This window comes from Gorillibacterium timonense, from assembly GCF_001457415.1.
Taxonomy (GTDB): Bacteria; Bacillota; Bacilli; order Paenibacillales; family NBRC-103111; genus Gorillibacterium; species Gorillibacterium timonense.
This window is the reverse complement of record NZ_LN881723.1, coordinates 603,662-618,236: the sequence shown is the minus strand read 5'-3', so window position 1 is coordinate 618,236 and position 14,575 is coordinate 603,662. Positions and strand designations below refer to the sequence as shown.

14 protein-coding genes are annotated in these 14,575 nt (G+C 56.0%); 7 read left to right on the top strand and 7 right to left on the bottom strand.

All coding sequences use genetic code 11. The annotated features are described in order from the left end of the window. Positions 1-63 precede the first annotated feature (63 nt). The 3 genes from BN2684_RS10485 to BN2684_RS10475 all read right to left on the bottom strand — a co-directional run bounded on the left by BN2684_RS10485 (position 64) and on the right by BN2684_RS10475 (position 3,056). Entirely contained in the window at positions 64-768 is a 705-nt protein-coding gene (locus BN2684_RS10485; protein WP_058302115.1) for a phosphatase PAP2 family protein, read from the bottom strand. Further along, complete coding sequence (locus BN2684_RS10480; protein ID WP_058302114.1) at positions 758-1,423, bottom strand: 3'-5' exonuclease; 666 nt, start codon at positions 1,421-1,423, stop codon at positions 758-760. The genes BN2684_RS10485 and BN2684_RS10480 overlap by 11 nt, the downstream gene beginning before the upstream one ends. A 136-nt stretch (positions 1,424-1,559) precedes the next feature. Further along, positions 1,560-3,056 carry a serine hydrolase domain-containing protein gene (locus BN2684_RS10475; protein ID WP_058302113.1) on the bottom strand — a complete coding sequence of 499 codons (1,497 nt, stop codon included), beginning with the start codon at positions 3,054-3,056 and terminating at the stop codon, positions 1,560-1,562. Between the two features lie 215 nt (positions 3,057-3,271). On the opposite strand from BN2684_RS10475, the gene BN2684_RS24940 reads away from it, so the two are divergent. The 4 genes from BN2684_RS24940 (at position 3,272) to BN2684_RS24495 (ending at position 6,151) form a co-directional block, all read left to right on the top strand. Next, entirely contained in the window at positions 3,272-3,928 is a 657-nt protein-coding gene (locus BN2684_RS24940) for a M15 family metallopeptidase (RefSeq protein WP_058302112.1), read from the top strand. Between the two features lie 215 nt (positions 3,929-4,143). After that, positions 4,144-5,700, top strand: coding sequence for a DEAD/DEAH box helicase (locus BN2684_RS10465; protein WP_058302111.1), 1,557 nt, complete (start codon positions 4,144-4,146; stop codon positions 5,698-5,700). Positions 5,701-5,747: 47 nt separating this feature from the next. Beyond that, the gene (locus tag BN2684_RS10460) at positions 5,748-5,978 is read left to right on the top strand and encodes a YwbE family protein (protein ID WP_058302110.1); all 231 of its coding nucleotides are present in this window, start codon (positions 5,748-5,750) and stop codon (positions 5,976-5,978) included. Then, the gene (locus BN2684_RS24495) at positions 5,975-6,151 is read left to right on the top strand and encodes a hypothetical protein (protein WP_159065781.1); all 177 of its coding nucleotides are present in this window, start codon (positions 5,975-5,977) and stop codon (positions 6,149-6,151) included. The genes BN2684_RS10460 and BN2684_RS24495 overlap by 4 nt, the downstream gene beginning before the upstream one ends. Before the next feature lie 235 nt (positions 6,152-6,386). Here the strand turns inward: BN2684_RS24495 and nagA are convergent, their stop codons facing one another. Genes nagA through BN2684_RS10445 form a run of 3 tightly spaced genes read right to left on the bottom strand, consistent with a single transcriptional unit; the run spans position 6,387 to position 9,143 of the window. Continuing rightward, entirely contained in the window at positions 6,387-7,562 is a 1,176-nt protein-coding gene (gene nagA, locus BN2684_RS10455) for an N-acetylglucosamine-6-phosphate deacetylase (RefSeq protein ID WP_058302109.1), read from the bottom strand. Continuing rightward, positions 7,559-8,287, bottom strand: a complete 729-nt coding sequence (nagB, locus tag BN2684_RS10450) for a glucosamine-6-phosphate deaminase (protein ID WP_058302108.1) — start codon at positions 8,285-8,287, stop codon at positions 7,559-7,561. The genes nagA and nagB overlap by 4 nt, the downstream gene beginning before the upstream one ends. Before the next feature lies 1 nt (position 8,288). Further along, positions 8,289-9,143, bottom strand: coding sequence for a MurR/RpiR family transcriptional regulator (locus tag BN2684_RS10445; protein WP_058302107.1), 855 nt, complete (start codon positions 9,141-9,143; stop codon positions 8,289-8,291). A gap of 246 nt (positions 9,144-9,389) precedes the next feature. Between BN2684_RS10445 and BN2684_RS10440 the strand changes: the two genes are divergently transcribed. The 3 genes from BN2684_RS10440 to BN2684_RS10430 all read left to right on the top strand — a co-directional run bounded on the left by BN2684_RS10440 (position 9,390) and on the right by BN2684_RS10430 (position 12,842). Continuing rightward, entirely contained in the window at positions 9,390-10,235 is an 846-nt protein-coding gene (locus tag BN2684_RS10440) for a YitT family protein (RefSeq protein ID WP_058302531.1), read from the top strand. A 303-nt stretch (positions 10,236-10,538) separates the two neighbouring features. Beyond that, positions 10,539-11,600: a Gfo/Idh/MocA family protein gene (locus BN2684_RS10435; protein ID WP_262360913.1), complete on the top strand. Its 1,062-nt coding sequence runs from the start codon at positions 10,539-10,541 to the stop codon at positions 11,598-11,600. Positions 11,601-11,873: 273 nt separating this feature from the next. Then, positions 11,874-12,842: a phosphotransferase enzyme family protein gene (locus tag BN2684_RS10430; RefSeq protein WP_058302106.1), complete on the top strand. Its 969-nt coding sequence runs from the start codon at positions 11,874-11,876 to the stop codon at positions 12,840-12,842. An 805-nt stretch (positions 12,843-13,647) separates the two neighbouring features. Here the strand turns inward: BN2684_RS10430 and BN2684_RS10425 are convergent. Beyond that, positions 13,648-14,535, bottom strand: a complete 888-nt coding sequence (locus BN2684_RS10425; RefSeq protein WP_058302105.1) for an AraC family transcriptional regulator — start codon at positions 14,533-14,535, stop codon at positions 13,648-13,650. Positions 14,536-14,575: the final 40 nt, after the last annotated feature.

Here is a 14,575-nt window from a genome sequence, read left to right as displayed (position 1 = left end):
CCGTTTTTTCATGGCATGGATGATTTGAACGAAGGGATCTAGTGTAATGATGATGCCATTGAATTACAGGCTTCGCACCTGAGCGACCAGCTTGCGGAAGAGCGGCCAGCCCGCTTGGGATTGCCACACGACCAGTCGGTGGATGATCTGCACGAGCAGGAAAGCCGCCGCTGCGTCGAGCACGACATGCTGCTTGACGAAGAAGGTCGACAGGATGATGGTTGTTGCCATTCCGTAGATGAGCGTCTGATTCAGCTTCGTCTTGAAATGGCTCTTGTACAGCGCGCGCATCACCATGAAGCAGGAGAAGCAGTGAATGCTCGGGAAGCAGTTGAAGGGTTGGTCTCTCCGATAGATATACCGAAGCAGCTGCGTCAGCGGATCATCGCCGTAGAGCACCGGCCTTGGCACCGTCGTTTGGAAGACGGCATAGATTCCGTAACAGGCCAGTGCGCATAAGGCATAGGTGACGAGGCATTCGTAATAGACTTTACGATCCTTCATCAGAAAATAGATCACGCATGCGTAAATGAATACGATCCAGATCGAGTAAGGAATCGCGAACACTTTCACGAGCGGGATCGCGGTGTCGAGAGCGGTGACCAGATTCTGCACCTTGCCGCGGGGGCCGTTCACAGCCGCATAGATGAGACCCATGACCGGGAACATCCCCATGCCTAGCAAAGGATAATATTTCTTCAGCTTCTCTGGAATCGCAAAGCGGACGTTGCGATCCGAGGATACGACAAGGGGTTCTTTATCCCGCATAAGGTTCTTCCTCCAACAGATCAGCCAGGTTGCCGAACGGATTGTTGGCAAAGTGACCGGTTTTATAGACAATCTCATCCTCGCGCTTCTCTTCCGCGAACTCATTCAGCTCCAGTTTCATCTGGTCGGCGAGGCGGACAAAAATCTGCGCCGTATTAAAGGCATCGTCCATGGCTCGGTGGTGCGAGCCGGAGAAGGGAATCTCGAGCCATTCCAGAGCGGCCTTCAGCCCCATCTGCTGGTGCTTCTCCTGCTTACGGATGGAGGTCAGCTGCCGCTGCAGGTTGTTGTGATTGCGAATCCAGGTCATGTCGAGCTTGTGACTGCGACATTCGCGGACGAATTGCAGCTTATCGTCAGGCCCCCAGGAGCACAGATAATAATCGGAAGTCCCGATCCAGGCCAGGAATTTCGCCAGCGCTTCCGGGAATGGATCGGCAGTGCGGACGTTCTCCTGGGTGATTCCGGTAAATTCGATCGTCGATTTGGTGAGAACCGGGTTTTTCACCGGCTGAACAAACGCCTGAAACGTGTCCGCCACGACGAGCTGTCCGTCCTGCTCGGTGACTTTTGCGGCGCCGATCTCAATGATTTCAGAGATCTGGTTCTTTTTGCGGCAGACGGTCATTTCCAGGTCATAGATGATATAAAGCATACGGCTTCACCTCGTTTCAAAAAAACAGTCCGGAAGCGCGCTTGAAAACTTCCGGAAGGCATCCTGTACATTATACTAAATTCTTTGGAAAAAAGGTTAGGAAAAATGTGACGGAAGCGAGCCTGTTTCTCTATTTTTATTTCAGGGATCCAATCGAGTTCAGGAGCACGTTCTCCTGTCCATTATGGACGTCGAAGAGAGTGAGCTCCACTGCACCTTCTTGCTTTTGAAAGCGAAAAAGAAGATCTTCCATGTGCTCGACTAAGAAGAGGCGAAATTCGAGGATGTCGGTCCCCCGCGTCGCATAGCTGGCGATATACCGGGTATTCCGCAGCCCCTTGTAGGAGACGGTCGAATCGACATTCGTTCCGCGAGCAGCCTGAAACGTTGCACGTCCGGTTCTGAGCAGCAGCGTGTCTCCCTTAGCTTGTAGAGAAACGCTCATACTCTGAGACAAGAGTGGCAGTATGATTTTATTCGCTGTGCGGAACTGCATGGACAAGCCGTCCCAGCCTTTACCTGCTGTGTCGTCGTCATCCACCTGAAGAGGAGCCGGATAGGAGTAGGCAGTTGGTTTCCCGTTATGCCACTCCCCACTCTCCGGATAATGCTCCGCCAGCTCGGCGGCAGCCACTGGATCAACAGGGAGGGGAGCATCCGCCAGTTGTTCGAGGATATACTCATAATAGACATCGAGCAGGCCCTGGTAATCGTCAGAGAATGAGGTGGCGGCGAATACGGTTTTCTTGTCCGGGGTCACGACACAGAACTGCGAATACATGCCATCCCCGCGGAAAGAGCCGTGCGTGCACTGCCAGAACTGATAGCCGTAGCCTTGAGCCCAATCGCCCTCCCGGACTTCGATTCCTTCCGCAACCGTATCGATTTGGTGGGAGGTCGCTTCGTGCACGTACCAGGCGGGAACGAGCTGAACCCCTTCCCAGCGGCCTTCCTGAAGCAGGAGAATTCCGAATTTGGCGATAAGCTCGGGAATGAGGCTGAGCCCGAAGCCGCCTATGCCAATTTTTTGCGGACTGCGCAGCCAGCGCGTCCCTTCAATGCCGAGCGGAAGAATTAATTTTCGAAGCAAGTACTCCTCCAGATCAATGCCGAGCTTGTGAAGGATGACCGAGCACATGTGAGTGCCGAGCGTGTTGTAGCGGAACAGCTGTCCGCTCTTCTCATCGTGTACGGGTTCGCTGAAGAAAGAATGGACCCAATTGCTCCCGTCCCAACGCTCCTGTGCTTGTCCGGTCGCCATTCGAAGCAGATCGCGAACGGTCAGCTCCTTCAGCTTCGGATCGAATGATTTGGGCAGTTCGTTTGCTGGAAAGAAGGAGACCACATGATCGGTGAGCTTCAACCGTCCCTCTTCAACCGCCATCCCGACGGCCACAGATGTGAAGCTTTTGCTGAGGGAGAACACCTGCTGCAATTGAGTGGGCGTATAGGGGGGGAAATAGGCCTCGGCAAATACCTTTCCTTCACGAACGGCAAGAAAGGTATGGAGACGGATTCCTTTTTTATGAACGGCGTCTAGAAATCCTTTGATCTGGCGGGAGGATACCCCAGCTTCCTCCGGAGTAATTCGGGGGAGGTACGAATGGATGATGGCATTGCCCGGTTTTGCCATGAACGGGAGACCTTCTTTCTTGATGATAGGAGTGGGGATGCTATAGGAATTCGAATGGAATTCGCTTCCATATATCCTTCGCCGCCGGTGGGAGGAAACCCTTTTCAAAACTTCGCGAAATTCGTGCATTCAGATGCAAGAGGAACGGTTTTTCGGGCGAATCCGGTTGAGGGTATGGTACACTGGTGGGGAGTAATCGAACAGAGGAGATTCGTATGCTGCAAAGAGAACCGGCCTATCCGGAAAAAGGGCGCAGCCCGAGGCGAACGAAGCCCGTCGTTCGGAAACGGCGCTTCCTGCGCTTCTTGATCATCTTGCTCGGCATTCTGCTTTTGGGCAAGCTCTTAAACGAGCAGGGGGTTGTGCACAACCCGTTTCGCCAGCCTGCTTCCGTGATCGGCCTGCATCCCACGGTGGATGCCAAGAGCAAGGAGCTGGTCGCGCTTGCCGGTAAACGCGGGATTCGCATGGTGCTGACGACCGGCTTCCGCAGCAAGGAAGAGCAGGACGGCCTCTACGATCAAGGAAGGGTGACCGACGGGCCGATCGTCACGAAGGCGAAGGGCGGACACTCCTATCACAATTATGGGCTGGCGGTCGATTTTGCCCTTCAGGCTAGCGATGGCGATGTCGTTTGGGACTTGGAGCTGGACGGAAACGGCAACGGAAAATCCGACTGGATGGAAGTTGTCGCTATGGCGAAGAAGCTAGGATTTACGTGGGGCGGAGATTGGGAGAATTTCCCGGATTATCCGCATCTGCAAATGGATTTCGGCTATTCGATCCGAAAGCTGAGGAACGGGCATTACCCGTCGGGATCGATAACGGGCAAGCCGACTGAAGCGAAAGCGAAAGCTACGGATCACTCGTAAACGCAGCGCAGAATCAACAGATACAATCTGTAAAGCAGGGCAACGATCAAGGGTAAGGCCGGACTGTGAAGGGAACCTTAAGAACGAAGCCCGAATCGGAGGAAATATGCGGCAGACCGCCCCGTGTTCATGCTATAATGAAGGTTCTGCTTCGCGAGAACGGAAACAATCGGATGAGGCATACGATACGATAATGAAGGAACGAGGATGCATTTATGGCTGAAACTTTCATTGAGCTTGGCGTCCGGCCTGTGTTGGCCCGGCGGCTTCAACAAAACGGGGTAGCGGTGCCTACCCCTGTGCAGGAGCGGACCATCCCGCTCATTCTAACGGGCAAGGACGTGATCGGACAGGCCCAGACCGGAACGGGGAAGACGCTTGCTTTTGTGCTGCCGATTCTGGAAAAGGTCGATACGGAGCGCGATGAGGTGCAAGCCCTGATCCTGACCCCGACGCGGGAGCTGGCAATCCAGATCACGGACGAGATCCGCAAGCTGGCTCCGGCGGTCGGCGCATCCGTTCTGGCCGCTTACGGCGGACAGGACGTCGAAGGCCAGATCCGCAAGCTGAAGACAGCGCCGCATGTGATCGTAGCGACGCCAGGGCGGCTGCTCGATCATCTGGGCCGAGGAACGGTCGAGCTGTCCTCGCTCTCCATCCTGGTCCTGGACGAAGCGGATCAGATGCTGCACATGGGCTTTCTGCCGGAGGTCGAAGGAATTATCCGACAGATGCCGGGGATGCGGCAGACGTTGCTGTTCTCCGCGACGATGCCCGACAATGTGCGCAAGCTTGCGACCCGCTACATGTTCCAGCCGGAGGATATCGTCGTGAAAGGCCGCAAGATCACGCTCGACAACATCAAGCAGCTCGTGATCGAGACGACGGACCGGGGCAAGCAGCAGGCGCTCATGCAGCTCATCGCTCAACATAAGCCGTATTTGGCCGTCGTCTTCTGCCGGACGAAAATCCGCGCGAAGAAGCTGAATGAGGTGCTCATCCAAAACGGCTTCAATGCCGATGAACTGCACGGCGATCTGAGCCAGGCTAAGCGCGAGCAGGTGATGAAGCGGTTCCGCGACGCCAAGCTGCAGATCCTGGTGGCAACCGATGTAGCGGCCCGCGGACTCGATATCGAAGGCGTGACCCATGTCGTCAATTACGACATTCCGCTGGACGGCGAGAGCTACATCCACCGGATCGGACGTACCGGGCGGGCAAGCCAAAAGGGCATGGCCATCACCTTGGTAACGTCCCATGACCGCGAGAAGCTGATGGCGATCGAACGCGATATTCAATTGACGCTGGAAAAGCGGAGGATGGATGGGACGGGGATGGCCGCCGGGAGCAGCGGGTCCTCCGCCTCACGTAAAGGCCGTTCCGCTAGTGAGTCTGGACGCGCGTCAAGCGGTAGAAGCGGAGGCCGGGAGCGGCGTTCCGGCGGTCCGCGCGAGGGGGAAGGCGACCGACGGTCAAGCGGTTCACGCGTCGGCGGAAGCGAACGCCGTTCCGGCGGTTCGCGCGAGGGAGAAGGTGACCGACGGTCAAGCAGTTCACGCGTTGGCGGAAGCGAACACCGTTCCGGCGGTCCGCAGAACGCGGACAGACGCGATAAGCGTTCGGTCGGTGCTCGCGGTGGTGCAAGCCCTCGACCGGCGGCCGGAAGATCGGATAGCAAGCGTCAAGGAGGCTACAAAGGAAGTCAAAGCGGCGGACGAAGCGGTGGACGAAGCGGTGGCAAAAGCGGCTCTCAAGGTCGCCGCGGCAAGTAGTCTTGCGCAGCATGTTAACAAAACCGGGTAAGGAGGAGAGGAGTCGCATGGATGGACGCAAACGCAGCGATATCCGTCCCGGTCTGGAAGTGGATATCGTCCTGAAGACGGATCAGCGGACAGGCCGGTTGACGCGGGGAACGGTGAAAGAGCTGTTGACGAACTCTCCGACACACCCCCATGGAATCAAGGTCCGGCTCACGGATGGTCAGGTGGGACGCGTTCAAGCTGTCATCTCTCCTCGCGAGCTGGGTGCGGGAAAGGAAGAAACACCATGAATCATCCGGCAGGGGAAGAGCAATTGCTGGAGGAAGCTCGAGAACGGATCAAGGAGCTGGAAGCGGAGAACGAGCGATTGCGCAAGGAGTTGCTGCGGTTGAGGCAGGGGAAGGCGCGGGGAAACAGCGGAGATCATGCTTCTTCCCGCCTGCGCGATGCCTTGCGGGAATAGCGGCTGCACTTCCATGGCTGATGTCGTAGGGAGGATGAGACCCGACTCTAGACTTCTCACTCAAGGAAAAGCCCTCATAGGATCAGCTACAGATAACAGCTGACTATGAGGGCTTTGTATATCGTTATCGTGTTCGCCTTTGGTTACAGATTTCATCCTCTCGAAAGAAGCGAATCGACGGAATCCGAAACCAGCAGGTTAGCCGTAGCTTCAAAACCGTTGCAGGTACGACCGATCAATCTAACGGCCTGCCTTTCACCCAAACCTGCTCAAGCGTGAGATCGGCGCTGAGCAGTAGCAGATCCGCCTGCTTGCCCGGCTCAAGCGTGCCCGTCTCGGCATCGATGCCGATCTGCCGAGACGGATTGCCGCTGGCCATGCGGCTCGCCTCCTCGATGGAGGCACCCGCCTGCGTGACCGCAAAGCGGAAGGCGCCGATCATCGTCAGCGTGCTCCCGGCAAGCGCGCCGTTTTCCTTCAGTCGCGCCACGCCGCCCTCGACGAGGACGGGCAGTCCGCCGAGCGCGTAATCCCCATCGTCCAAGCCGGCGGCGGAGATCGCATCGGTGACGAGGATGACCTTGTCGGCGCCCTTTTGCCGGAAGAGCAGCTTGACTCCGGCAGCGTGGACGTGATGGCCGTCCGCGATCACCTCGGCGATGATGCGGTCGTCCGTCAGCACCGCTCCGAGCGTCCCCGGCTCGCGGTGATGAAGGCCGCGCATCGCATTGTAGCAGTGAACGGCGTGGGTGAGTCCCGCATCTGCCGCCGCCTCCACCTGATCATAGGTGGCATCGGTATGGCCCGCTGCAGCGACAACGCCGCCGGTAACAAGCTGCCCGATGTAAGGCAGCGCCCCTTCGCTCTCCGGAGCGAGGGTTTGAATCTTCACTTCACCGGGATAGCTTCCAAGCCAATCCTCCAACCATTCCTTCTGAGGGGGAACGATGTAGTCCGGATTCTGGGCTCCCTTCATCTTCTTGTTGATAAAAGGTCCTTCCAGGTGAACGCCGACCAGCTGTGCATAGGGCATCGGCTGCTCGCGGTATTCCTTGACCGCAGCAAGGACTCGGTCTTGAGACTCCTTCGAGCCGGTAACGGTGGTGGCAAGCATCGAAGTCGTCCCGTTTCTGCCGTGCAAAGCCGTGATCGTGTCGAAGGCTTCCTTCGTCGCATCCATAAAATCGCTGCCGCCGCCGCCGTGGACGTGGACATCGACAAAGCCGGGAAGGAGCCAAGCTCCGGCTGCGTCGATGGAAGGGATGCCATCCTGACCGCCGGATGGCGTCCCTGAAGTAATCTCGGCAATCCTTCCATCGCGAACGAGCAGGGAGCCGTCTTCCACGATGCCATTGGGCGTCACGATCCGGGCATGGACAATGCGAAATTCGTTAGCGGTTCGTGTGGTCATCGAAATAACCTCCCTGCTTCAGCGTCCAGCAGCACCACGAGAGACGGATGCGTCTGCAGAAGAGACGCTGGAACCTCTGTTGCAATCGGCCCCGTCAAGGCGCGGTGGACGATCTCCGCTTTATCGGCACCGCGGACGACGAGCAGAATGGTTTTGGCTTTAAGAATCGCGCCGACCCCCATCGTTATGGCATGGGTGGGCACTTCCTCCAGCGAGCCGAAGAAGCGAGCGTTGGCGGCCCGTGTCTGCTCGCGCAGCTTCACCACATGAGTAGCGCTGTTCAGCGCATGATCCGGCTCGTTGAAGCCGATATGGCCGTTATGGCCGAGACCGAGCAGCTGCAGGTCGATGTGCCCGGCGTCGGCGAGCATGGCATCGTATCGCTTGCACTCTTCCTCAGGATCAGCCGCGGAACCATCCGGAATGTGGGCGGATTCAGCAGGGAGATCGATGTGATCGAACAGATGATGCTTCATATACTCCAGATAGCTCTCGGGATGCCCGGCGGGAAGCCCGACGTACTCATCCAGGTTGTATGTGCTCGCTTTACGGAAGCTGACGAGCCCGCGCTTGAACTCCTTGACGACTTCCTCGTAGATGCCGATCGGGGTGCTGCCCGTGGCGAGACCGAGGACGGCCCGCGGCTTCGTCTGGACCGTGCCGATGAGGATGCCGGCTCCCGCTTCATTCAATTTCTCGTTCGAATCGAAAACATGTACATTCATGTTAGCGTTCCTCCTTGCCGGTATAGGTTTTGACCACCTGAAAGGATTTTTCGAGGCGGGGTACATATTCGTCGAAGTTCGAGCTGATCATAGCGGTGAACAAAATATCCAGCACATGCAGCTGGGCGATGCGGGAAGCCATGTCACCGCGCCGAAGACCTGCCTCGCGATTGGAAGTATACAGCCGGATGGCGGCGAGGGAAGCGAGCGTATTCGGCCCGAACTTGGTCAGGGAGATGACGGTCGCCCCGCTTTCGGCCGCCGAACGAAGAGCCTTGACCGTTTCCGGAGTTTCTCCGGAGTAGGAGATGGCGATGGCGACATCCTCGTTGGTGAGTGCGGAAGCGGAAGTGAGCTGCATATGCGAATCGGCGAACATGACGGCGCGCTTGCCGATCCGGATCAGCTTCTGATAAAAATCTTGAGCGACTACCCCCGAAGTGGCGACGCCGTACAGATCGATCTGCCTGGCTTGGTTGAGCGCTTCGACCGCCCGCTGCATCTCCCGCATATCCAAGCTGCGCGTCGTATCGGTGATGGAGCTGAGCAGGTTCGCTTCCATGGCGGAGGCGATGCGATCCAGCGAATTGCCCGCCACGATGTCTTGATAGCTTTGAGGCGGCGGCGCTTGCACGAGATCGGTGGATAAGCGCAGCTTGAATTCAGAGAAGCCTCCGGCCAGGAACAGCCGGCAAAACCGCGAGATGGTCGCCGTGCTTCCGCCCGAGCGTTCCGCAAGCTCCGTGATGGTCATCTGCACGGTTTCCTGGGGATGAGTAAGCACGAACGATGCGATGGCTCGCTCCTTCGGGTTCAGAGCGGCCTCCTTTTCCCGGATGGCATTCAGCAGGTTCAAAAAGAATCACGTCCCGAAAAATATTTTCACCAATAACGCCGGATTCACGAAAAATATTTACATATTCACTATACCAAACAGTCCGGCTTGAAATCAATGCCGATTAAGCGGAAAAGCCATCTTGGATTTGCACTATGAAGGTTACAATTATTTAGTATATAATCATTATATACGGATGAATAAGGGGGATTTCTATTGGCACATTTGACAAAAGAGAGCACCATCGCACAGGTTCAGCACCGGAAAATGACAGGAACGCGCCTTCTGATGAGGGCGGTTACGATGATTTTCGGATCGCTCCTGTTTTCGGTCGGACTGGAGATTTTCCTCGTTCCGAACAACATCATCGACGGCGGGATCACCGGTATTTCCATCATTTTCTCGCATTTGTTCGGCATTCCCATCGGAGTCTTTCTTCTCGTCCTCAATATTCCTTTCCTCTTCCTCGGGTACAAGCAGATCGGCAAAACCTTCGCCCTCTCCACGCTGTTCTCGGTTGTGGTCATGTCGATCGGAACCACGCTGCTTCATCCGGTGAAGCCCTTAACCGACGTTCCGCTTCTTGCGACTGTATTCGGCGGTGTATGTCTCGGCGTCGGCGTCGGATTGGTCATCCGCGCGGGCGGTTCGCTCGATGGATCGGAAATTGTGGCCATTCTGGTCAGCAAGCGGATGCCTTTTTCAGTCGGTGAAATCGTCATGTTCATCAATGTGTTCATTCTGGGCAGCGCCGGGTTCGTCTTTGACTGGAACAGCGCCATGTACTCGCTCATCGCTTACTTTATCGCCTTCAAGATGATCGATGTCACCATAGAGGGGATCGACCAATCGAAGTCGGTATGGATCATCAGCGACAAGTATCAGGAGATCGGAGAGGCGCTCACGTACCGGCTCGGTCGCGGGGTCACCTTCCTTCACGGCGAGGGAGCCTTCACCGGCGACGGCAAAAAAGTCATCTTCATCGTCATCACCCGTCTGGAGGAAGCAAAGCTCAAATCGATTGTGGAAGAGAAAGATTCGAGCGCCTTCGTCGCGATCGGCAATATCCACGATGTCATGGGCGGACGTTTCAAGAAGAAGGATATTCACTAGCCCAGGTGTGGAAAATAACCCAATGCAACCCAAGCTTGAGTTGCGGTGGGTTGTTTTTCATTTGTGCCCGATAACTCATACGTAACTCACATCTGGGGGCTTTCATTTTTTGGGGAATGCGGTGAGACGGCATAGGGTTGTTCCCCGTCATTCGACGTCGTACCATGTATGGAGAGCAGCACGCGTTTAATAGGTTTGGGGGCTTCTTATCGGCAGAACATGTCGTCCGTTTTTCCGTTTCGGTTCACCTGGCACTGTGTTAAAATGAGTAGCGGATAAACCTGATGAAGGGAAGTCGATACTGTGGACAAGAAAACTTATCATGTCGTCCTTGTAGGCTACGGCGGCATGGGCAGCTATCATGGACAGCTCATCGCGCCGGTTGACCAGATCGAGGTCTCCGGAGTCTATGACGTCGTTCCTTACCGGATGGAGCTGGCGGAAGCTGCGGGCTATAAAGCCTATGATAGCCTCGATGCTGTTCTCGCGGACGAATCGGTTGACGTCGTGTTGGTGGCTACGCCAAACGATGTGCATAAGGAGATATCGATCCGGGCTTTGAAGGCAGGCAAGCACGTCATCTGCGAAAAGCCAGTTACCATAAACAGCGCCGATCTGCTGGAGATCGTCGAAGCGGCGAAGGAAGCGGATCGCATCTTCACGGTTCACCAGAATCGCCGGTGGGACGAAGACTTCCTGATCGTCAAGCACATGGTGGAGACGAAGCAGATCGGGGACGTCTTTCACTTGGAGTCCCGCGTTCAAGGGGCTAACGGCATTCCTGGAGACTGGCGCCAATTGAAGGCGTACGGCGGAGGCATGCTGCTGGATTGGGGCGTCCATCTTCTCGATCAGCTGCTCCTGCTGACGGACAGCCGGATCGATAGCGTGACTGCGGAGCTCAGCGGGATTCTCGGCACAGAGGTAGATGACGGCTTCTCCGCGCATATTCGTTTTAAGGACGAGCTGACCGCCGTGATCGAAGTCGGCACCACCAACTATTTGACGCTTCCGCGCTGGTATGTGAAGGGAACGGAAGGCACGGCGGTCATCCGCGATTGGGAGCTAAATGGGGAGATCGTCCGAAGCAATCCCGATGTGGCGCGTGTGGAACCGAAGCCGATTCAAGCGGGGCAAGGCCTCACCAAGACGATGGCGCCTCCCTCGGAGGAATCGACTCTGCATTTGCCGATTGAGAAAGCACCGGTTCCCGCCCAAAGCTTCTATGAGAATTTCGTCGCCGCTCTGGAAGGCAAATCCTCTCAGCTCGTCAAGAGCGACGAGGTCCATCGTGTGCTGCGCCTGATCGAAACGATCTTCGAGGCCGCTGAAAAGCGCGAAGTGCTGAAAAATCTTGATCTGTAAGGTCGGGATACCAGATCAGTTATTTCGGATCGATGCATAACGAATAGATGACAGTCCTCACAGCCCTTCTCATCCTAGAGCGGGCTGTGTTTTTTAAACGACTTTGTCTATGCTTTCGCTAGCAAACGCTGAAATCTCTTCTAACCTTCTCATCTTCGACCACGTCTACTAGTCAACGAGTAAATCGGAGGCTGAAGAGATGTATGAAGCGAGCCATGGAATCCGGACGGCGATTTCGAATGAAGTAAGGGAGAAGAATAGAGGGGCTTTCAAATGACCGAACAACTTGACTCGATCTTGAATCATGCTGAACAAGTATTTCATTTTGTGCTGATGAATCCCGTTCCGGTATCGGGAGGCTGGCTCAATCGAAAATGGCGGGCTGATTCCGAGCACGGGCCGGTGCTGATCAAGCAGTTTAGCGAGGAGCGTTACTCCGCGGACAGACTGGCCGCACTGGAGAGCGCCATGAAGCGAAGCGGGAGGTTGTACGATTACGGGATCAAGGCGCCCCGGTATTACTCGACATCCGGCAGCTATCTTCAACGGACCGGGAGCGGCGAGACGTATATGCTGATGGATTTCATCCCCGGACATGCGGAGTCTCCCGAGACCGTCACGGAGCGGCAGATGGAGAGCCTTGGCAATCAATGCGGTGCGCTTCATGCCCATTGGCGGCAAGAACATCGGCTGCTCGACCTTCCCTTTGAACCGGAGGGAGGAAGAGAGCTGCTGGCGCGGGATTACCCCATTAGGCTTCGGGAAGCCGAAGCAAGCGGACACGAAGTGCTGCTGCAAGCACTGTTGAAGCAGCGGCGGATTCTCGATTCAATGGGAGAAGATCCATTTCGGTCCGTCCCAACCGGAATCACCCATTGCGACTTTTCTGCCGATAACCTGTTGTTTGATGAAGGCGGAGTGTCGGCTCTCCTTGATTTCGACCGCAACCGCCATACATGGCAGTGGCAGGATATCGGCAGGGCGATGCTGTCGTTCGCCTATCAGGGTGGGGAGCTGAAGCTGGAGAGGATCGACGCCTTTATCTCCGGATATCGCCGCCATTTGCCTCTAGAGCGCAAGGATATCCGAACCGTGCTTCGGCTGACATGGTGCATCGAAGCGAATTGGTGGCTAACGCCTAGCATCCTCTGCGGTGAACCTGCGCCGAAGATCAAGCGCTTTGCGGAAGAACTGCTGTGGGTGACGGATCATTGGGATGAGTTGGATGCATTACTATGCTAGCTGAGCATAGAATGCAAGCGGTCCCCCGTACTGCAAGCGGCAGCGAGTGGTCTCGCTTGCGGTAAGTACTTATGATGAGGGTGTGCCAAAAGGTAACCCTGAAACACCCTTGGAATCCCTATGCGGTGACATTTGGAAGGAAACCAAGTAGCTAAGCGAGAACTTGCCGCTTAGCTACTTGGTTTTTTTGCGTCTTGCCTTCATGAGCAGATGCAGGCAGGGGAAAGCTCTCCGATCTCCAGACATACGTCCGGTAAGCCTGGATGCAGGAACCGCTCAAGCCCTGGCTGTTCCCCCGCGGATTTGATTGTAACGGAAGCGGCAGCCGTTAATCAGCTCGAAATGGCTCTCTTTTCCGCCTAATGGAAATGGACGCAGCTATTTGACTTCCTTCGGCGTGATAATCAGCGATTGGCCCCCATTTGCGGCGTGCAGCTCCGTTAGAATTTCAAACCCTACTTATTGGCGAAATAGCAGCCGTGGCCGCCATTAGAAAAATAGCACCCGAGCAGTCCGGGAGTAACCCCTTGGAATTGCTACTGGAAAGCCCGATGATGTCTGGGGAGGTACTCCCCAAATTGATCGGAGGCTTTTGCACACCCAAATGGGGTATGTGAAGGAAGCAATCGATCCGAAATGGGAGCGAATCAAGCCTGCTGATTCTCACCGCACGATTCGTCCTCTACCTCATCATTCCAACGACCAGGGCACCGTACTCAAACCGATAAAAACGGCTTTTGGGACAGCCCACAGCCCCATAAGTAACGGTCTCGCTTGCACCAGTTACCGGTCTTGCTTGCACCAGTTACCGGTCTCGCTTGCGGTAGTCCGAGGGAGAATAGCCTGTCTCGTTGCGGAAAACCTTGCTGAAATAGCTGATGTTGTCGAAGCCGGTGTCGAGCGCGATATCCGACAGCTTGCGGTCGGTTTGGCGGATCAGCTCCGTGGCTTGGCGGATGCGGAACGAGTTGATGTATTCGATGGGGGTCTTGCCCGTCATCGTTTTGAAGAAGCGGCAAAACTGGCCTTCGCTCATCGGCAGGAGATCGGCGAGTTCCTTGATCCGCAGAGGACGCTGAAAATGCTCTTGAATATAGCCGATCACGGTCTTCAACCGTTCGACCTTCACGGAGTCGAGGCTGCCGCCACCGCTTCGATCCACTTGGAGACCCGCTTGAGCAAGCTCCGCCAGAGCCAGGTACAGGCAGCCCTTCACGAGCGGCTCGAAGCCAGGACTCTCCGCCTCATACGCGTTCATGATCGTGCCGATCAAGTCGAGAATGCGCCTTTCTCCCTCCGAATCCGGGCGGATGATCCGGGGGAAGGTGCGTTTTTTTTCGATCAAGGGAAGGACAACCTGTTCCTGAACGACATCGAACCCGCCGCTAGCCAGGAAAGCGAGATCAATGACGAGCGCTTCGAAGCGGCAGCCGGCATCTCCCCGCGCATATCCGGCATGGATGTCCCCGCCATCCAAATAGACGGCCTCTCCCGCCTTCACGGGAAAAAAATCCGTATCCACCTGAAACAAAACTTCACCTTCCACAACATAGAAAAATTCTGCTTCGGGATGCCAATGCGTGTCCAGCACGTGGCTGCCGGCGGAATAAAACAGCTTGTACACGGCAAGCGGGAATCGGTCGTCTCCGTGTGCGCGAGTTTCTTTCAGCAGATGGCGAGCAGTTCCGTCCATGTGGGGTATCATCCTTCCATCAAATGTTCGATTTCATCAA

Coding starts and splice junctions, on each gene's coding strand:
- BN2684_RS10485 (WP_058302115.1), bottom strand. CDS start 768: ATGCGGGATAAAGAACCCCTTGTCGTATCCTCGGATCGCAACGTCCGC.
- BN2684_RS10480 (WP_058302114.1), bottom strand. CDS start 1,423: ATGCTTTATATCATCTATGACCTGGAAATGACCGTCTGCCGCAAAAAG.
- BN2684_RS10475 (WP_058302113.1), bottom strand. CDS start 3,056: ATGGCAAAACCGGGCAATGCCATCATCCATTCGTACCTCCCCCGAATT.
- BN2684_RS24940 (WP_058302112.1), top strand. CDS start 3,272: ATGCTGCAAAGAGAACCGGCCTATCCGGAAAAAGGGCGCAGCCCGAGG.
- BN2684_RS10465 (WP_058302111.1), top strand. CDS start 4,144: ATGGCTGAAACTTTCATTGAGCTTGGCGTCCGGCCTGTGTTGGCCCGG.
- BN2684_RS10460 (WP_058302110.1), top strand. CDS start 5,748: ATGGATGGACGCAAACGCAGCGATATCCGTCCCGGTCTGGAAGTGGAT.
- BN2684_RS24495 (WP_159065781.1), top strand. CDS start 5,975: ATGAATCATCCGGCAGGGGAAGAGCAATTGCTGGAGGAAGCTCGAGAA.
- nagA (WP_058302109.1), bottom strand. CDS start 7,562: ATGACCACACGAACCGCTAACGAATTTCGCATTGTCCATGCCCGGATC.
- nagB (WP_058302108.1), bottom strand. CDS start 8,287: ATGAATGTACATGTTTTCGATTCGAACGAGAAATTGAATGAAGCGGGA.
- BN2684_RS10440 (WP_058302531.1), top strand. CDS start 9,390: ATGACAGGAACGCGCCTTCTGATGAGGGCGGTTACGATGATTTTCGGA.
- BN2684_RS10430 (WP_058302106.1), top strand. CDS start 11,874: ATGACCGAACAACTTGACTCGATCTTGAATCATGCTGAACAAGTATTT.
- BN2684_RS10425 (WP_058302105.1), bottom strand. CDS start 14,535: ATGGACGGAACTGCTCGCCATCTGCTGAAAGAAACTCGCGCACACGGA.